Genomic DNA, 15490 nt, shown 5'->3' with positions numbered 1-15490 from the left:
AATGTTTGATTCCTTAAAGAAAAAACTTCAGAATATCAGGACTAAATTCGCCTCGAATATCGAGGAGGTTGCCGGGGCCGAACCGGCGCCGCCGGTCGTCGAAGAATCGCCGGAGGAAGTGCGGGCTGCAGAGCCCGGGCCTTCCCGCCTTGCCTCGCCCGAACCCCCGGCCCCCCGGGAGGTTGTTCCGGAGGAGGTGCGGGAGAAACCCACATTTTTCAACAAGTTAAAGGTCCTTGTCCGGGAACGGGAGGTCCTCCTCCAGGAGAAGGATATCGAAGAGCCCCTGTGTGAGCTCGAGATGGTCCTCCTCGAAAACGACGTCGCACTCCCGGTCACGGACGAGATCATCGCCCGGATGCGCCGGGACCTTGTGGGACGGCACAGAAAGATTGGCTCCTCCGTCGACGACCTGGTCGCGTCAACCCTGCGGTCAGCGCTCTGCGGCGTGCTGGGCGAAGGCTTCGACCTTTGCGGCTACATCCGAGAGCACGAGCGGCCCGTGAAGATCCTCTTCACCGGCGTGAACGGGACCGGCAAGACGACGACTGTCGCAAAGGTCGGCCATTATCTCCAGAAGAACGGATTTACGGTCGTGATCGGCGCAGGCGACACCTTCCGTGCGGGGGCGATCGAGCAGATCCGGACCCATGCCGACCGTCTCGATATCAAGGTGATCCAGCACCAGGCGGGCGCTGACCCCTCTGCGGTCCTCTTCGACGCGGTCCAGTACGCGAAAGCGCACGATATCGACGTCGTCCTCGCCGATACGGCCGGCCGGTTCCACAACCGGGCGAACCTCATGAACCAGCTCGAGAAGATCCGGCGGGTCATGAAGCCCGACCTCGTCGTCTACGTCGACGAGGCGGTGGCGGGGAACGATGCGGTCATCCGGGCCGATGAGTTCAACCGGGCTGTCGGCACCGACGCGATCGTCCTGACGAAGGCGGATATGGACCCGAAGGGGGGTGCGGCCATATCGGTTGCGCATACCGTCGGGAAACCGATCCTCTTCCTCGGGACAGGCCAGGGTTACGACGATATCATGCCGTTCTCGCCCCGCATCGTGGTTGACGAACTGCTGGGAGATGATGCCTGATGCTTGATAACCTTGGTGCGTCCTTGAAGGACGCGGTCAAGAAACTCGCCGGCAAGACGGTGATCGACCGGGCTGCGGTCGACGAACTGGTGCGGGACCTGCAGCGAGGGCTCCTCTCCGCCGACGTCAACGTCAAACTCGTGATGCAGCTCTCGCAGGCGATAAAGCAGCGTGCCCTCGATGAGGAGCCCCCGAAAGGTATGGGCGTCCGGGAGCATGTCCTGCGGATCGTCTACCAGGAGCTCGTCCGGCTGATGGGGACGCCGGGAGCGGTGACGCTTGGGCCCCAGACGATCCTGATGGCGGGACTGCAGGGGAGCGGGAAGACCACGACGACGGCAAAGCTCGCCCGCTACTTCCAGCGGAAAGGGCTGCGGGTCGGTGTGATCTGCGCCGATACCTTCCGGCCGGGTGCGTACGTCCAGTTGAAGACGCTCTGCGACCGGATCAGCGTCCCCTGTTTCGGTAACCCGGAAGAACCGGACGCACTCAAGATCGTCCGGGAGGGGCTGCCCCGGTTCCGGAAGCTCTATGAAGTGATCATCATCGATACCCAGGGGCGGCACGCTCTCGAAGAGAACCTGATCGAGGAGATCGTCAACATCAACGATATCTCACATGCCGACCACCGCTGGCTGGTGATCGATGCGGCGCTCGGCCAGCAGGCGAGCGAACAGGCCCGCCGGTTCCACGAGGCGATCGGGATCGACGGCGTCCTCGTCACCAAGATGGACGGCACCGCACGGGGTGGCGGCGCACTCTCCGCCGTCTCGGAGACACAGAGCGGTATTGTCTTCATCGGGAGCGGCGAGACGGTCGAGGATCTCGAACGGTTCGACCCGGACGGGTTCATATCCCGGCTGCTCGGGATGGGCGACTTAAAAGCGCTCGTCGAGCGGGCGGAGGAAGCCGTCTCGGCCGAGGATGTCGACGTCAACGCCATGCTCAAGGGCAGGTTCACGCTCCGGGATATGTACAAGCAGCTCGAGGCGTTGAAGAAGATGGGGCCCTTAAAGCAGATCATGAGCATGCTCCCCCTCGGCGGCATGCAGATCCCGGACGACGCCTACGACATCACCAGCACCAAGATGCAACGCTACAAGGTGATCATGGACTCGATGACGTCCGCGGAACTCGACGACCCCTCGGTGATCGGGAGTTCCCGGATCCAGCGTATCGCCCGCGGTGCCGGTGTGGCGCCCGAAGATGTCAGGGATCTCATCAAGTACTACAAGATCATGCAACGCGCCTTAAAGGGCATGCGGGGCATGGGCGGCGGCAAGTTCAACATGCAGCGAGTTATGAAGAAGTTCGGCAGGACCCAGTAGATGAAGCGGTTTGCCATCGTGGGTCACCTTGCCGCAACGAGCGGCACCTTCAGCCTCAACGATCTCGCCGGGAGCGCCGGGAGGATGGACGTCCTCTGCCGCTCTGTCAACGCCTCGTTCTTCCTCTCTCACGACCTCCGGCGCGACGTCGAGTGCTACCTGGTCCTCTGCGGTGAACCAGGGCCCGAGAAGACTGTCCTCTTCCGGGGAAACGAACTCCGCTACCTCTCGCCGGATGAGCGGAGCAGCGCCGCCCTGATCAAGAAGGCGCTCTCGATCCCCTGCGGGGACGAGTTTCGGGAGTCAACCCCGGGCGTCTACGTCCGCCGCGGCGGGCTCGCAAGGCTGCTTTCTGATATACCGTTTGCTGTCCTTGATGAGGAGGGCGAGGATATCAGAACAGCCCCGGCGTTACCGGAGGCCTGCCTCCTCTCCGACCACCACAACTTTACTGCTGAGGAGCAGGCCCTGATCGAGGGACGCGATCGCTACTCGGTGGGGCCGCGGTCGCTGCATGGCGATCATACTATCACTGTCCTCTTAAACGAGATGGACCGGAGGGAATCCGGATGGATATCATCGAAGAGGTAGAAGCAATTCTTGGATATGGCGATACCTGCAACAACTGTCTCGGGCGTTTCTTCGGTAAGCGGTCGTTTGGGCTGACGAACGAGGAGCGTGGCCGGGCACTGCGGGTCACGCGGGAGATCGTGGCAAACGAACCGCACCAGGAGCCGGCTCCGGAATCCTGCTGGCTCTGCGGCGGCGAACTCGCCCGCACCGATATATGGGCCGCGAAGGTCGTCGAAGCGGTGCGCGGGATCGAGTTCGATACGTTTCTCGTCGGGACGAAAGTGCCGCCGCTCGTGGCGGAGAGCGAGGAGATGGTCTGGAGCGATCTATCCCTCCGTGACCCCGAACCGCTGAAGGCAGAGATGAACCGGGAGGTTGGTAAGGCCGTCTCAGCCCTCTCCGGGAAGGAGGCTGACCTCAAGAGGCCCGACGTCGTCGCGATCCTCGACCTCGCGGAAGGCACCGTTGAGGTGCAGGTCAACCCTGTCTTCTTTGTCGGCCGGTACATGAAGTACGAGCGGGGTATTCCCCAGACCCACTGGGACTGCCGGGCCTGCCGGGGGGCCGGGTGCGAGCGGTGCGGCTACACCGGCAAGCAGTACGTGGACTCCGTCGAGGAACTGATCGGCCGGCCGGTGATCGAGGCCTTCGACGCGGAGAACGCTGTCCTCCACGGCGCCGGTCGGGAAGATATCGATGCCCGGATGCTCGGGTCGGGTCGCCCCTTCGTGATGGAGGTCGAGGCGCCGATGAAGCGATCGATCGATCTCGTGGCCCTTGAGGAGGAGATCAACCGGAGCGCCGACGGCAGAGTGGCGGTCCACCTGACCGGATGGGCGGATCGGAAGATGGTGCAAAGCCTTAAGTCCGACAAAGCGCATAAAAAATACAGGATCCTGGTCGAGATCGACGGCCCTGTAGCGTCAGATGAGTTCAGGGCGGCCCTCGATCAGCTAAAAGGTGTAACGATACGGCAGCGCACCCCTATCCGGGTGTCACACCGACGGGCAGATAAAGTTCGGGAACGGCAGGTCCTCGATATCGGGTGTACGGGCACACAGGACGACAGATACTGGGTCGAAGTCGTCGGCGAAGCGGGCCTCTACATCAAAGAACTGGTATCGGGTGACAGCGGCAGAACCCAGCCCAGCCTTGCCCAGATCCTGGGGCGCACCGCAAGTGTTGTCAGCCTCGATGTGGTGCTGGTCAAAACAGCGAATGAGTATGGTGAGTAATCAATGGCACATCACAATGGACCACGCAAGAAGACGCGGTATAAGTTCAAGAAGGACCTCCGAAAACGCGGTATCCCCCCGGTCACCTCGGTGATTCAAGATTTCGAGATCGGGCAGAGGGTACACGTTGTGGTCGAGCCGAGTGTCCAGAAGGGCATGCCCCACCGGAGATTCCACGGAAAGACCGGCACGGTCATCGGACAGCGCGGACGCGCATGGGTGCTCGAGGTCAGGGATGGAGAGACGATGAAACAGGTGATTGCGAGACCGCAACATCTAAAAGCGCAGAAGGTATAATCCTCAACAGTAGTGATTGGCATGAAAGTAAAACGAATCGTCAGCGAAGAGCGGATGCTGCTTCCCGAACTGCGTGATACACTTCTCAGCGTGGAGGCAGTCCGACTCGAGTCCGGAGAAGAGATGTCCTACGAACTTCGTAAGAGTATCGAGCATGCCAATCATCTCTCAAAGACATCAGCCGAGAAAGCCCGCGATCTGGTAGGCGAGCTCATGAAGCTCGAGAAGATGAAAGAAGAGATCGCCTACCGCATCGCGAACCTGATGCCGCGGACCAGGGATGAGCTGCGAGCCATCTACGCCAAAGAACGGTTCAACCTCACGGCGGAAGAACTGGATGAGATCCTCGATCTGGTAATGACCCACTTCTAACAGAAGGGGTGGTGTCAATGAAGACCGAAAAGAAAGAGGAGACCGCTGTAGTCATCGATATACTCCCTATGGGATATATGGGTGACCAGCGTCCAGTCTACAAGCGCGAACCGGTTATCCTGGCTATCGGCGTGGACCAGTTCAAACTGCTCGAACTTGTTCCGAAGGCAGGTGCGGATATCCAGATCTATGACCGTGTCTACATCGGCGATGCGGAACGGGAGAAGATCGAGCGCGTTAAGCGGCGTATGAGTTACACGGACCTGACAGCGACGGCAAAACTGGAACTGCCGTTTGTGGTTGAGAAGATCGTCCGTGAGAACGAGTCACGGTTCGTCGATTTCTTCAACAAGTCTCTCCCGATCACGCCGAAGTTCCACATGTTGCACCTGCTCCCCGGCATCGGGAAGAAACTGATGTGGGAGATCATCGAGCAGCGGGAGAAGAAGCCGTTCGAGAGTTTCGCGGACATCTCTGCGCGGATCAGGTCGATACCGCACCCGGAACGTATGATCATCAGCCGGATCCTGCGCGAGATCGAGGACCCGGACGAGAAGTATCACGTCTTCACGCTGAAATGAGTGCTCCGAAGGATCAGCACTTCCTTGTCGACAGGAGGGCTGTCGAGAAGATCGCCGGTTTTGTTGACGTTTCCGGCCGGAGGGTCCTCGAGATCGGGCCCGGGGAAGGGGTTCTCACCCGCGCCCTCCTCGACCGTGGTGCGAGCGTAGTTGCGGTAGAGATCGATCCCGGTCTTGTGGAAGAACTTGAGGTCGCCTTTGCCGATGATATCGACGAGGGGCGCCTCGAGATCGTCACGGGCGACGCGACGAAGGTTGACCTCCCGCCGTTTGATATAGTCGTCGCGAACCTCCCCTATTCTGCCTCCTCGAAGATCACGTTCCGGCTGCTTGCGATCGGCTTTGAGGTCGCGGTCCTTATGTACCAGAAGGAGTTCGGCCAGCGGATGATCGCGCCGCTGGGAACACCCGCCGTCGGGCGGCTCTCGGTGATGGTGCAGACCTATGCTTCTGTAAAACCCCTTCTCGAACTCGGGCCGAACTCTTTCCGCCCGAAACCGCAGGTCCGCTCCTGGGTGCTCCGCCTCACTCCCCACGAGCCGCCGTACCCTATCGCGGATCGAAAGGTCTACGCCGACGTGGTGCGGGTGCTCTTCTCCTATCGGAGGAAGACCGTCCGGAAAGGGCTCCGGAGCGGTAAGGATACGTTTGCACCCCGGGCGATCGTGCGGACGATTGCCTCCCTGCCCGAAGACCTCCTGCAGAGGCGGCCCGAAGACCTGACGCTTGAAGAGTTTGCGCTGATAGCGAACAGAATGAGCGAGTGCTCGAAGAATGAGTGACCGACGGAAGACTGACGTCGTCCCCGATCAGGTCTATCCTCCTGCCGAGGACTCATTCCTCCTCCTCCGGGCGGCGCTCCGGGAGGTCCGCCCGGCCGACCGGGTGCTCGAGGTCGGGACCGGGAGCGGCTATGTGGCGGCCGGGCTTGCCGACAGGGCGACGGGGGTGGTCGCGACCGACATCAACCCCCACGCGGTGGCGTGTGCCCGTGCCCGCGGCGTCGCGGCGGTCCGGACCGATCTCTTTTCGGGTCTCTCAGGCCCCTTCGATCTCATCCTCTTCAACCCCCCATACCTGCCGACGCTTCCCGATGAGCGGATCGACGACTGGCTGGAGTACGCCCTCGACGGCGGGCCGACGGGGCGGGCGGTGATTGAGCGGTTCATCGCGGACGTTGGGCGGGTGCTGGCTCCTTTCGGGCGGGTCCTGCTGCTCGTCTCGTCCCTGACGGATCTCGATGCGGTGCGGGAACTCTTTGCCCAGGCGGGGTTCGTCTCGTTCATCGTCGACGAGGAGAGGCTCGAGGGCGAGACCCTCTACGTTCTCCGGGCGATGCGGGATCTCTGCCGGGTGGGGACGTGAGGTCCCCCCGGGGGGAGAAAACCTCCGTCGGAGACCTGGGACTGGGAGAGCTCGGGTCTCTCATTATCGTGATTGCCCGGTCGGGGCCGGCTACCCGGTGGGGCCCTGACCGGTGCCTCAATCACCTGCTGGCCCCATGCAGGATCGTCGGGTTCGACCAGGTGGTCCCCCCCCGGGGAGACTTCCTCAGAATTTCAGCGAAGCACCGGGCCGATGATTCTCAGCTAAAATTCCCCTCATCCGGGTGCTTCCGATAACCTTGTTGGACGTCGAAACGGCCTTTTTTTTAGATTTATGGGCAAATCGCGGTTGAAATAATCGGTCAATCTTTATCATCTTTCACTTCATTTTATATGTGATACCTTGACGATGAAATATTCCAACAATTTCCTCACCGAGGGACCGGTCGGAAAAGCCCTCTTGATAGTGGCCCTTCCGATCATCATCAGTAATCTCCTCGCGAGCATCCTGGAGGTGGTGGATATGTATTTTATCGGCAAACTTGGCGATGTTTCGATTGCCGGCGGAGCGATGAGCATATCCATCATACTGGTGCTCACGACAGTGATCTTCGGGATCGTGACGGCAACGGCTGCATTCGTGTCGCGAGCATACGGGTCAGAGCGGTTTGAGCGTATCCAGGTGATCCTTTCGCATTCGCTTTATCTGGCACTCGCCTTTTCAGCGATCCTTATGGTCATCGGTATGTTCTGGTCACAGGACCTTCTCCTGCTCCTTGGAGCTGATCCCGAGGTTGCAGCGGAGGGGGCACGCTTCCTTTCCCCGACGCTGATAGGAATGTTCGTGTTTGTCACGCTGATGATCCTGACGACCGTGTTCCAGAGTACGGGAGATTCCAGAACACCTATGTTTGTGATGATCGCAGTGAACATCGTGAACATTATTCTGAACCCGACACTGATCATGGGCCTTGGCGGTTTCCCGGCATTCGGAATAGCCGGATCTGCGTATGCTTCCCTTACATCGCGTACGACCGGCGTGCTGCTTCTGATCGGGGTGATGTATCTCCTGCCGTCCAGAAAGAACGGGCCGGTCAGGTTCCCGAAGAAATGGACGTTTGAACCGCGGCTGATAAAAGATATCGTGAAGGTCACGATACCATCAGCGGTACAGAGCGGGGTCAGGAGTTTTGCGTTCCTGGGGATGACAGCGATCGTAGCACTGTACGGCACGACAGCGGTGGCAGCATACGGCATCTGCCAGCGTCTGGATATGCTGGGCCTGGTCTTCGTGATGGGGCTCTGCACGGGAGTCGCGGTGATGGTCGGGCAGAATCTGGGAGCGGGAAAAGTGGAGAGAGCGGAGAGAGCGGTCAGGATTGCGATGATCGCGAATGCGTCGTTTATGGCGGTTGTGGGTATCCTGTATCTGCTGTTTGCGAAGTATCTCCTGGCGTTCTTCGGCGCGACAGGCGAGTCGCTTGCAAACGGCATCCTGTTTATGCAGATCATCCCGATGTCGTACTTCGTGATAGCCATGGCGATGACGATGGGATTTGCTATGAACGGTGCGGGGATGACGAGACCTGGCATGTACGCGGCTATCACGGGGCAGCTGATCGTGCAGGTGGGTCTTGCTGCGATCTTTGTGGCGATGGACCTGCCGCTGCAGTCCATCTGGTTCGCGGTGGTCTGCGGCACCGTGGTGGTGTTCCTGTGCGATCTGTTCTTCTACAGGCAGGGAGCCTGGAAGACAAAGAAGCTGGATCTCGGCGGGGAAAATTGATCCAGAGAATTTATAACAACCTTTTTTCAACTAACTCCACAAGGGGTCCCTGGTCCTGCCGGGGGCGGAGACCCGCCCCGGTACACCCTTCGGAAAGGTATATATCCGACTGAATGGTATGCGAGCAAGCGTATGCGCATACAGGAGAAGACCCTGGCGATCCTGCTCATTCTCTCATTCATCATGAACGTCTTCCTCCTGGCTGTCGTCCTCGTCCCGGGGGACGACCCCGCCCGGGCTCTCTCTCTTCCCCCGGGTGAGGATGCACGGCCGGTCACGACCCCGGCCCCCCGGGTGAGGGAAGCAGGGGCCGAGGATGCGGCCTCCATGCAGGTGCCGGTCATCCTCCAGAAGGTCGAGGTCGACCGGGGCGGCCCCTTTGCCGCTAACAGGGTGACTGAAGAGGGGGCAATGGTGAACGTCTCGGTCGAGGTCGTGCCCGGGAGAGGAAGGGTGCTCGTCCAGACGACACCTCTGATGGGGATAGTCTTTCAGGATGCCGCGAACCTTGCGGTCACCCTCGCCGCCAACCACTCCAGCGTCGACCTCACGGGGAGCGACATCATATTCAGCATCCAGGGCCCGGAGGAGGTCTCCGAGATCGACGGCCCCAGTGCGGGAGCGCTGATGACCACGCTGCTCCTATCGGTGCTGGAGGGATTCCCGCTCAACGAGAGCGTGACCGTGACCGGAACCATCAATGAAGACGGAAGCATCGGCCCGGTCGGGGGTATCCTCGAGAAGGCCGAGGCTGCTGCGGCGAGCGGGAAGACGCTCCTGATCCTCCCGGCGGAGAACAACAAGGTTATCAGTTACCAGGAGGAGGCCCGATCGTTCGGCGGGCTGAAGATAGCGAGGCAGCGGCCGGTCGTCGTGGATGCGAAGAACTACATCGAGGAGATCTTCGGTATCCGGGTGGAGTACGCGAATACCCTGGATGATCTGCTCGCCGACGTCCGTGCTCCCGTGGCGACCCCGGTCACCACAGCCCTCTGACCTCCTGTGTGTCCCGGTGTGACACCCGGGGCGGTTTGGACGGTGGCGGTATCCCGGACGATACCATTCACCGGCCGAAAAGGCTTCTCCGGCTCGCCGAGGTGAAGGGTATTTATGGCCTCCCGGGCCACGTATCCGGATACTATGAAACCGCAGAGACTGCTGATCATTGGGATTCTTGTGGTCGCTCTGGCCGCGGTCCTGACCGTTACGCTGTCGCCTCTCTCCTCACCGCAGCCGTCCCCATCCGGCCCGGGAGAGGGTGAACCCGCTCCGGTCCCGACACCGACTCCGGCGCCCGTTCCCGGTAACGGCACCTACATCAACACCACCTACGGCTATGCCGTCACCTGCCCGGAGGGGTGGTTCTACACCGAGTCAGGAGAGAGTGTATGGTTCTCCTCACCGGTGAAGCATGAGGAGGTCCGCGTGAACACGATCCCGCTCTCCGGCAAGAACGCCACTGGTGAGGAGGCCCTTGAAGAACTGAACGTGACGTACGCGAAGGATCTCAAAGCCGGTATCGGGGCCGAATGGGTCTCGACAGATAGAACTTACCTTGACGGTATTCCGGCGTACGAGTCTGTCTTCTCCGTCCCTATCGTCGAGGACGACCGGTACACCTTCGTCATCCGCTACGCCGCCAGGGACGACACCGTCTACTCGGTCATGCACACGGTGTTCCCCCCGGAGTACGATGTTTACAACGCCGACGCGGCTCCGGTAGCGGAATCGTTCCGGTTCCTCTGACCCCCCGCTTTTTTCCCGGCCGCGCCGCAACCCTCCTCTCTATCCGCAGCGCTTCAGTATCATGGAGTGCGGGCACTCCTGCTGCCTGCCTGTGTAGTCGCACTTCCCGTAGTCCCCGTCCCCGAGGTCATGCATCTCACAGCCGGGCCACCCTCCGTCCCGGCGGCAGTCGTCGTCCATCAATATTTCTCTTCCCGGGGAGGAGCGTCGCCTCTTCTCTGTGCAATCCTCCCGGACACCCATAATCTCCATGATAGTCACGGGGGGCACCGGGGATGAAACCCCCGCTCGGGCCGGGAGGAAGAGCGTTCTCAAAAAAAGGTGGTGGGGTGGTGTGTGGTCTGGAATCGAGAGGCGATTCATTCGGTAGGGCGTTTCTGGGGGTTCCCCGTCACCTGCTCTCCTCCAGCGGGATCTCAGGGGTATCCGAAGTGAGGGTCGCTTCGGGGGAGATATCGAAATACAGTTCGATGACTGAGTCGTTCTCACTATCGTGAAACTGCTTCCCTCCACTCCGGGTCTTCATCCAGAGGCGGATCTGCTGGAGTAGTGTCACATGGTTCAGTCCTGTCATCTGCAGCGGGTGAGTCCCTCTGTGACATATAGCCATTCTGATCCCCGGAGAATAAATCCATTATGATACGGGATTTGGCCCAGGAAGCCTGGGTATTCGAGAGAATTGCAAAAATAATCGATTATATGCGATATTTTACGGTGGGGTCGTTCCCCCCTTAACCGCGCCGGAATATACCGTCGAGTTTCCGTTTATCGAACGCCACCACCGTTGGCCTCCCGTGCGGGCATGTCCAGGGGGTCTTCGTCCGGGCGAGTTGTGCGAGGAGGCGCTTCTGCTGGTCGTGCGTGAGAAGAGCGCCGGCCTTCACTGCGCCCCTGCAGGCGACGATGCAGGTGACCGCCTCCCGGCGGTCAGGAATGGTGCGGGACTCATCGGCGAGGAGGTCGGCGATCGTCTCCCTGACCTTCTCGAGGTCCTCGAGTGCACCGAGGGCGACGGGCACCGCCCTGACGGCGAAGGTGTCCCGACCGAACTCCTCCACAACGAACCCCTCGCCTGCAAGGAGCGGGATGGCGTCGCGGAGCGCAGCGGATTCCTTCGGGGGGAACGAGAGGACGACGGGCATGATCAGTTCCTGGGACCCCGCTTCCGCGTCGCGCTGCTCCACGACCTGGTCGTAGAGGATGCGCTCGTGGGCCGCGTGCTGGTCGACGAGGTAGAGGGTGCCGTCGGCTCCCTCGGCCACGATGTAGGTCGCTGCGACCTGCCCGAAGGGCTCCATGGTCGGGAGGAGATTCTCCGTGCCCTCTGCCTCCGTCCTGCGAAGCTGCCGGTCTGAGAGGGCGAGTCCCCGGTGCCCCGCCGCGTAGGGCGCTTCGATCTCGCTGACCGCCGGGACCTCTCCGGGTTCCGGTCCGGGGGGGACAATCTGCTGCTGCACCGGCTCGGCTGGCGCCTCGCTGGCGAGATCGTGTCCGGCGAGCGCCTCCTCCACGGCGGCCGCAACCGCCGTGAGGATCTCCCGCTCCCGGGAGAGACGGACCTCCCGCTTGGTCGGGTGGACGTTGACGTCCACGAGGTCGGTATCGACCGAGAGATCCACGAATGCCACCGGGTAGCGGTCCTTCGGGAGGAGGGTCCCGTAGCCCTCCCTGACGGCGGCGGCGATCTGCCGGGAGGTGATGCTTCTACCGTTGATGCTGATGACTGCCTGCGACGGGTTTCCCCTGCTCTCCGACGGGCGGGAGACGTAGCCGCTGATGCGGAGGAAAGGGAACCTCCCCTCGACGGGGACGAGCGCCCGGGCAAGGTCGGCGCCGTAGAGGCCGGCGATAGCATTCAGGAGCCCTCCCGACCGCTGGGTCGCCATCCGCTCCTTTCCGTTGTGCACCACCCGGAAGGCGACCTCGCCGTGCGCGAGCGCCAGGTTCTCCACGACTCCGTAGATGTGGGCGAGCTCGGTGTTCCTGCTCTTTAAGAACTTCCGGCGGACGGGGGTGTTGTAAAAGAGGCGCTCCACGATCACCGTCGTCCCTTCCGGCGCCCCCACCTCGCTCTTCTCCACGACCTCGCCGCCCCTGACCCTCAACCGGGTACCGGCGAGCGCCCCGGCTCCCCGGGGACGGGTGATCAGGGTCACCTCCGCGACGGCGGCGATGCTTGCAAGCGCCTCTCCCCGGAACCCCAGGGTGCGGATGGAGGAGAGGTCGGTGATCTCCCGGATCTTGCTCGTCGCATGAGGGTGGAACGCGAGCGCCGCCTCTTCCGGCGTCATACCCGCACCGTCATCGGTCACCCGGACCTTCGTGATCCCGGCAAGGTCTGATGAGACGTCGATGAGGATGCTCGTCGAGCCTGCGTCGACGGCGTTCTCCAGGAGTTCCTTCACCACCGATGCCGGCCGCTCCACGACCTCGCCGGCGGCGATCTGGTTGACCGTATCGGGGTCGAGGACCCGTATCTTCGTCCCGGTCATCGCTCGGCCTTTTCCCCGTTTGCCAGTTTCTGGAGCCGGCAGAGGGTGTTTAACGCATCAATCGGCGTCATCTCATCCGGGTTCAGGCTCCTGAGTTCTTCGACCGCCGGGTTCTCCTCCACGACTCCCTCACCGGGGTCGACGAGGAGCATCTGGGTGTAGCGGGGGGCCCGCGGTCCGCCTGAGTACTCCCGTGCCGCCGCCTCCTTCAGGAGCGCCGTCGCCCGGTCGGTCACCTTCTTCGGTATGCCGGCAAGGTGCGCAACGTGGACGCCGTAACTCTTGTCGGTCGCGCCGGGGATGATCTTTCTGAGGAAGACAACATCGTCCCCGGTGTCCTTCACGGCGAAGTGGAAGTTCTTCACCCGCGCAAGCGACCCTTCAAGGTCTATCAGGTCGTGGAAGTGGGTCGCAAAGAGGGTCCGGGGCCCCGCAACCGCTCTCCCGTGCAGGAACTCCACCACCGCCCGGGCGATCGCGCACCCATCGAGCGTGCTCGTCCCCCGCCCGATCTCGTCGAGGATCACGAGGCTCTGCGGGGTTGCGTTGTTTAAGATGTTTGCAAGTTCCAGCATCTCGACCATGAACGTCGACTGCCCCGAAGCGAGGTCGTCAAAAGCCCCCACCCGGGTGAAGACCCGGTCTACAATCCCGATGGTGGCGTGGCGGGCCGGGACGAAACTCCCCATCTGGGCCATGATGCAGCAGAGCGCCACCGCCCGCATGTAGGTGGACTTGCCCGCCATGTTCGCCCCGGTGATGATCATGATCTGGTCGGCAGCGCTGTCGAGTTCGGTATCGTTCGGGACGAACGGCACCGGGAGGTGCCGCTCCACCACCGGGTGGCGCCCGTCCCTGATGACGATCCTGCCGCTCTCTTCGATCACCGGGCGGGAGTAGCCGTAGCGGGCGGCGACCTCGGCGAGGGCCGCGTAGACGTCAAGCAGCCCGACCGCCCGGGCGGTCCCCTGGAGGTCGGGGACGTCCGCCGCGAGCGTCCGGACGAGTTCGGCGTAGATCTCCGCCTCGAGTGCTCCAAGGCGCTCCTCTGCGGTGGCGATCATCGCCTCCTTCTCCCGGAGGTCGGGTATCGTGTAGCGCTCGCCGTTTGCGGTCGTCTGCCGGCGCTCGTACTCCGGCGGCACCAGGTGCAGGTTTGGTCTCGTCACCTCGATGTAGTAGCCGAAGACCCGGTTATAGCCGACCTTGAGCGACTTGATCCCGGTTCTCTCCCGCTCCTGCTGCTGGAACTCCACGATCCAGTCTTTTCCGGAAGTCGCAAGGTGCCGGAGTTCGTCGAGTTTCCCGTTGAATCCTTCGCGGATCATGCCGCCGGCCAACGCGCGTGCCGGGGGCTCGTCCACGATCGCCCGCCCGACGAGGTCCGTGACCCGGGCGTGGTCGCTCATCGCATCGAGGGCCTCGCGGACCAGGGCCGGGGCGTCGCCACCAAAGAGCACTTTTACGCCCGGGATTGCTCGAAGCGACTCCCGAAGCGTCGCAAGGTCCCGGGGACCGGCGTTCCCGTAGGCGATCCTCCCCGCTATCCGTTCGATGTCGGCAAAGTCGCCGAGGGCTCCGCGGAGTTCCTGCCGATCGAGCGCGTGATCGACGAACCACTCCGCCGCATCGAGCCTCTTCTCGATGGCCGCCTTCCCGATAAGCGGGCTGATCAGGAACGACCGCATCGTCCGGCTCCCCATCGATGTCTTTGTGGCATCGAGCGCGGATAGAAGTGTGCTCCCGTCGCCTTCACCACGGATGCTTGTCGTGATCTCCAGGTTCCGGAGAGTGATCGCGTCAAGCACCATGTTCTCTGATGGGATCTTCGTTGCGAGCCCCGATATATGGGAGAGGGGCGACTGCTGTGTCTCCTGGGCGTAGCGGAGCGCCGCCCCGGCGGCAGTAACCGCTCCCGCCATCCCGGCGCACCCGTAGCCGTCGAGCGTCGCCGTCCCGAACTGCTCGCAGAGGCGCTCATACGCCGCGTCGGGGTCGAAGGCGTCGTCGCGGTAGCGGCTCACCGTCACTCCGAGGGTTTTGAGCCGGCCGGGGAGTCCTTCGGTGAGGTTCTCCGGGACGATCACCTCCGACGGCCGGTACCTGACCACCTCCGATATGATATCGGCGTAGTCGCACCCGCCGCTCCCCCCGGATACGAAGAACTCGCCGGTGGAGACGTCCAGGAACGCGAGGCCGAAGGTATCCTTCCGGGCGGGGGCGACCGCCATCAGGTACTGGGCCCCTGGAGAGCCGAGCATCGATGAGTCGATCAACGTCCCGGGGGTGATCACCCTCGTGACGTCCCGCTTCACCACGCCTTTCGCGGTCTTCGGGTCCTCCACCTGGTCGCAGATCACCACCTTGTAGCCTTTATTCACCAGGCGGGCAATGTAGGCGTCCGCTGCATGGTGGGGGACTCCCGCAAGCGGCATACGGTCGCCGTTCTTATCCCTGCCCCGGGCCGTCAGGGTGATGTCGAGTTCCCGGGCCACCACGCCGGCGTCCTCGCCGAATGTCTCGTAGAAGTCTCCCATCCTGAAGAAGAGGATGGCATCGGGATACCGGGCCTTCGCTGAGTAGTACTGTCGCATTGCCGGGGTCGGTCCGTCGGTCATCGCTTCTCCCTATACAATCCGCACGGAGTCACATAAGG

The 15490-nt window shown here is 62.1% G+C and carries 16 protein-coding genes; 12 read left to right on the top strand and 4 right to left on the bottom strand.

What is annotated here, in order from left to right; all coding sequences use genetic code 11:
- Position 1 precedes the first annotated feature (1 nt).
- The 12 genes from ftsY (at position 2) to BP846_RS03635 (ending at position 10342) form a co-directional block, all read left to right on the top strand.
- Positions 2–1099: a signal recognition particle-docking protein FtsY gene (ftsY, locus tag BP846_RS03690; RefSeq protein WP_292392700.1), complete on the top strand. Its 1098-nt coding sequence runs from the start codon at positions 2–4 to the stop codon at positions 1097–1099.
- Positions 1099–2427: a signal recognition particle protein Srp54 gene (locus BP846_RS03685; protein ID WP_292392699.1), complete on the top strand. Its 1329-nt coding sequence runs from the start codon at positions 1099–1101 to the stop codon at positions 2425–2427. Before ftsY ends, BP846_RS03685 begins: the two co-directional genes overlap by 1 nt.
- On the top strand, positions 2428–3018 hold the full coding sequence (trmY, locus tag BP846_RS03680) for a tRNA (pseudouridine(54)-N(1))-methyltransferase TrmY (protein ID WP_292392698.1): 591 nt from the start codon (positions 2428–2430) through the stop codon (positions 3016–3018).
- Positions 2997–4235 carry a tRNA pseudouridine(54/55) synthase Pus10 gene (locus BP846_RS03675; RefSeq protein ID WP_292392697.1) on the top strand — a complete coding sequence of 413 codons (1239 nt, stop codon included), beginning with the start codon at positions 2997–2999 and terminating at the stop codon, positions 4233–4235. The genes trmY and BP846_RS03675 overlap by 22 nt, the downstream gene beginning before the upstream one ends.
- Positions 4236–4238: 3 nt before the next feature.
- Positions 4239–4532: a 50S ribosomal protein L21e gene (locus BP846_RS03670; protein WP_292392696.1), complete on the top strand. Its 294-nt coding sequence runs from the start codon at positions 4239–4241 to the stop codon at positions 4530–4532.
- A gap of 21 nt (positions 4533–4553) precedes the next feature.
- Complete coding sequence (locus tag BP846_RS03665; protein WP_292392695.1) at positions 4554–4904, top strand: RNA polymerase Rpb4 family protein; 351 nt, start codon at positions 4554–4556, stop codon at positions 4902–4904.
- 17 nt (positions 4905–4921) lie between these two features.
- A complete protein-coding gene (locus BP846_RS03660; RefSeq protein WP_292392694.1) occupies positions 4922–5485 on the top strand; it encodes a DUF655 domain-containing protein in 564 nt (187 codons plus the stop codon).
- Positions 5482–6267 carry a 16S rRNA (adenine(1518)-N(6)/adenine(1519)-N(6))-dimethyltransferase RsmA gene (gene rsmA, locus BP846_RS03655; RefSeq protein WP_292392693.1) on the top strand — a complete coding sequence of 262 codons (786 nt, stop codon included), beginning with the start codon at positions 5482–5484 and terminating at the stop codon, positions 6265–6267. Before BP846_RS03660 ends, rsmA begins: the two co-directional genes overlap by 4 nt.
- On the top strand, positions 6260–6850 hold the full coding sequence (locus BP846_RS03650; RefSeq protein WP_292392692.1) for a HemK2/MTQ2 family protein methyltransferase: 591 nt from the start codon (positions 6260–6262) through the stop codon (positions 6848–6850). Before rsmA ends, BP846_RS03650 begins: the two co-directional genes overlap by 8 nt.
- A gap of 369 nt (positions 6851–7219) precedes the next feature.
- On the top strand, positions 7220–8596 hold the full coding sequence (locus BP846_RS03645) for an MATE family efflux transporter (RefSeq protein WP_292392722.1): 1377 nt from the start codon (positions 7220–7222) through the stop codon (positions 8594–8596).
- 132 nt (positions 8597–8728) lie between these two features.
- Positions 8729–9592, top strand: a complete 864-nt coding sequence (locus tag BP846_RS03640) for a S16 family serine protease (RefSeq protein ID WP_292392691.1) — start codon at positions 8729–8731, stop codon at positions 9590–9592.
- 144 nt (positions 9593–9736) lie between these two features.
- Positions 9737–10342: a hypothetical protein gene (locus BP846_RS03635; protein ID WP_292392690.1), complete on the top strand. Its 606-nt coding sequence runs from the start codon at positions 9737–9739 to the stop codon at positions 10340–10342.
- Positions 10343–10381: 39 nt separating this feature from the next.
- Here the strand turns inward: BP846_RS03635 and BP846_RS03630 are convergent, their stop codons facing one another.
- The 4 genes from BP846_RS03630 to mutS form a co-directional block, all read right to left on the bottom strand.
- Entirely contained in the window at positions 10382–10522 is a 141-nt protein-coding gene (locus tag BP846_RS03630) for a hypothetical protein (RefSeq protein WP_292392689.1), read from the bottom strand.
- 211 nt (positions 10523–10733) lie between these two features.
- Positions 10734–10916 carry a hypothetical protein gene (locus BP846_RS03625; RefSeq protein ID WP_292392688.1) on the bottom strand — a complete coding sequence of 61 codons (183 nt, stop codon included), beginning with the start codon at positions 10914–10916 and terminating at the stop codon, positions 10734–10736.
- Positions 10917–11073: 157 nt separating this feature from the next.
- Complete coding sequence (gene mutL, locus BP846_RS03620) at positions 11074–12834, bottom strand: DNA mismatch repair endonuclease MutL (RefSeq protein ID WP_292392687.1); 1761 nt, start codon at positions 12832–12834, stop codon at positions 11074–11076.
- Complete coding sequence (gene mutS, locus BP846_RS03615; protein WP_292392686.1) at positions 12831–15452, bottom strand: DNA mismatch repair protein MutS; 2622 nt, start codon at positions 15450–15452, stop codon at positions 12831–12833. The genes mutL and mutS overlap by 4 nt, the downstream gene beginning before the upstream one ends.
- Between the last annotated feature and the right edge of the window lie 38 nt (positions 15453–15490).

Origin of the sequence: Methanoculleus sp. UBA303 (genome assembly GCA_002501655.1) — an archaeon.
In the GTDB taxonomy this organism is placed as follows: domain Archaea; phylum Halobacteriota; class Methanomicrobia; order Methanomicrobiales; family Methanoculleaceae; genus Methanoculleus.
The sequence above is the reverse complement of the archived record's forward strand: the minus strand, read 5'-3'. Positions and strand labels throughout refer to the sequence as shown.

Bases quoted from the DNA above. Each gene is read 5' to 3' on its own strand.
- ftsY (WP_292392700.1), top strand. From the start codon at position 2: ATGTTTGATTCCTTAAAGAAAAAACTTCAGAATATCAGGACTAAATTC.
- BP846_RS03685 (WP_292392699.1), top strand. From the start codon at position 1,099: ATGCTTGATAACCTTGGTGCGTCCTTGAAGGACGCGGTCAAGAAACTC.
- trmY (WP_292392698.1), top strand. From the start codon at position 2,428: ATGAAGCGGTTTGCCATCGTGGGTCACCTTGCCGCAACGAGCGGCACC.
- BP846_RS03675 (WP_292392697.1), top strand. From the start codon at position 2,997: ATGGATATCATCGAAGAGGTAGAAGCAATTCTTGGATATGGCGATACC.
- BP846_RS03670 (WP_292392696.1), top strand. From the start codon at position 4,239: ATGGCACATCACAATGGACCACGCAAGAAGACGCGGTATAAGTTCAAG.
- BP846_RS03665 (WP_292392695.1), top strand. From the start codon at position 4,554: ATGAAAGTAAAACGAATCGTCAGCGAAGAGCGGATGCTGCTTCCCGAA.
- BP846_RS03660 (WP_292392694.1), top strand. From the start codon at position 4,922: ATGAAGACCGAAAAGAAAGAGGAGACCGCTGTAGTCATCGATATACTC.
- rsmA (WP_292392693.1), top strand. From the start codon at position 5,482: ATGAGTGCTCCGAAGGATCAGCACTTCCTTGTCGACAGGAGGGCTGTC.
- BP846_RS03650 (WP_292392692.1), top strand. From the start codon at position 6,260: ATGAGTGACCGACGGAAGACTGACGTCGTCCCCGATCAGGTCTATCCT.
- BP846_RS03645 (WP_292392722.1), top strand. From the start codon at position 7,220: ATGAAATATTCCAACAATTTCCTCACCGAGGGACCGGTCGGAAAAGCC.
- BP846_RS03640 (WP_292392691.1), top strand. From the start codon at position 8,729: ATGCGCATACAGGAGAAGACCCTGGCGATCCTGCTCATTCTCTCATTC.
- BP846_RS03635 (WP_292392690.1), top strand. From the start codon at position 9,737: ATGAAACCGCAGAGACTGCTGATCATTGGGATTCTTGTGGTCGCTCTG.
- BP846_RS03630 (WP_292392689.1), bottom strand. From the start codon at position 10,522: ATGGACGACGACTGCCGCCGGGACGGAGGGTGGCCCGGCTGTGAGATG.
- BP846_RS03625 (WP_292392688.1), bottom strand. From the start codon at position 10,916: ATGACAGGACTGAACCATGTGACACTACTCCAGCAGATCCGCCTCTGG.
- mutL (WP_292392687.1), bottom strand. From the start codon at position 12,834: ATGACCGGGACGAAGATACGGGTCCTCGACCCCGATACGGTCAACCAG.
- mutS (WP_292392686.1), bottom strand. From the start codon at position 15,452: ATGACCGACGGACCGACCCCGGCAATGCGACAGTACTACTCAGCGAAG.